At 62.6% G+C, this 1,600-nt stretch carries 1 protein-coding gene; it reads right to left on the minus strand.

Translation table 11 applies throughout. The features are described 5' to 3' along the window. Positions 1-1,580, minus strand: a 1,580-nt coding sequence (locus tag N3C64_RS15225) for an electron transfer flavoprotein-ubiquinone oxidoreductase (RefSeq protein ID WP_260015102.1), incomplete at its 3' end; no start/stop codon positions are given. Positions 1,581-1,600 lie beyond the last annotated feature (20 nt).

The raw sequence follows: 1,600 nt of genomic DNA on the forward strand, positions 1-1,600 counted from the left end.
TCCTTGATGTCGCAGGTCTTGCAGTGCACGCAGTTCTGGAAGTTGATCTGGAAGCGTGGGCCATCCTCACCTTCGAGCACCTCATAGACCCCGGCCGGGCAGTAGCGCTGCGCGGGCTCGTCATATTTGGCCAGGTTCACTGCGATCGGCACTGTCGGATCCTTCAGCTGCAGGTGGCAGGGCTGGCTTTCCTCATGATTGGTGAAGGAAAAACTCACGTTCGTCAAACGATCAAACGACAGCTTCCCGTCCGGGCGCGGATATTCGATCTTCGGGTATTTCGACGCCTCGCCGGTATGCGCGGCATCGTTCTTGCCATGCTTGAGCGTGCCGAAGAGCGAAAACCCGAAGAGGTTGTTCGTCCACATATCGAGCCCGCCGAACACGAGGCTCGGCAGCATCCCCCAATGCGACCACATCGGCTTGACGTTGCGCACCTTCTTGAGATCCGCCGCGATCGGGCCCGAGCGCAGATCGGCCTCGTAATCCACCAGTTCGTCGCCCTCGCGCCCCGCGGCAATCGCCTTGGCCGCCGCCTCGGCCGCCGCGATGCCCGAGAGCATCGCGTTGTGGTTGCCCTTGATGCGCGGCACGTTCACCAGGCCCGCCGAGCAACCCAGCAAGACCGCCCCCGGCGCCGTCAGCTTCGGGATCGACTGCCAGCCGCCCTCGGAGATCGCGCGCGCGCCGTAGGCCACGCGCTTACCGCCCTCAAGCAGCTCCGCCACCAGCGGGTGATGCTTGAAACGCTGGAACTCCATATAGGGGAACAGGTGCGGGTTCTCGTAGTTCAGGTGCACCACGAAGCCCACGTAGACCTGGTTGTTCTCGAGATGGTAGATGAACGAGCCGCCGCCCGCGTTCGAGCCCAAGGGCCAGCCCATCGTGTGGGTCACCGTGCCCTCGCGGTGCTTGGCGGGGTCGATCTCCCAGATCTCTTTCATGCCAAGGCCGAACTTCTGCGGGCATTTGCCTTTCGACAGATCGAACCGCTCCATCACCACCTTGGCAAGGCTGCCGCGCACGCCTTCCGACAGGAAGACGTATTTGCCGCGCAACTCCATCCCCGGCTCGTAGCCGTCGCCGATCGAGCCATCGGCGTTCTTGCCAAACTCGCCCGCAACAACACCGGCAACCCGGTCGCCATCCCAGACGATCTCGCTCGCGGCCATGCCCGGGAAGATCTCGACGCCCAGTTCCTCGGCCTGCTCGGCCATCCAGCGGCAGACATTCGCCATCGAAACGATGTATTTGCCGTGGTTCGACATCAAGGGCGGCATCGGCCAGTTCGGGATCCGCATCTGGCCCGCCGGCCCGAGGATATAGAAGTTATCCGTCTTCACCGCAGTCTTGATCGGCGCGCCTTTCGCCTTCCAGTCCGGGATCAGCGCATCCAGACCCGAGGTATCCAGAACCGCACCCGACAGGATATGCGCCCCAACCTCGGACCCCTTCTCCAGCACAACGACGTTCAGATCCGGGTCGATCTGCTTGAGACGGATCGCCGCCGAAAGACCCGCAGGACCCCCGCCAACGATCACTACATCATATTCCATCGACTCGCGGACGATCTCTGACATCAATGCGCTCCTTAAGGCTG

Source organism: Sedimentimonas flavescens, assembly GCF_025154035.1.
GTDB classification, from domain to species: domain Bacteria; phylum Pseudomonadota; class Alphaproteobacteria; order Rhodobacterales; family Rhodobacteraceae; genus Rhodobacter; species Rhodobacter flavescens.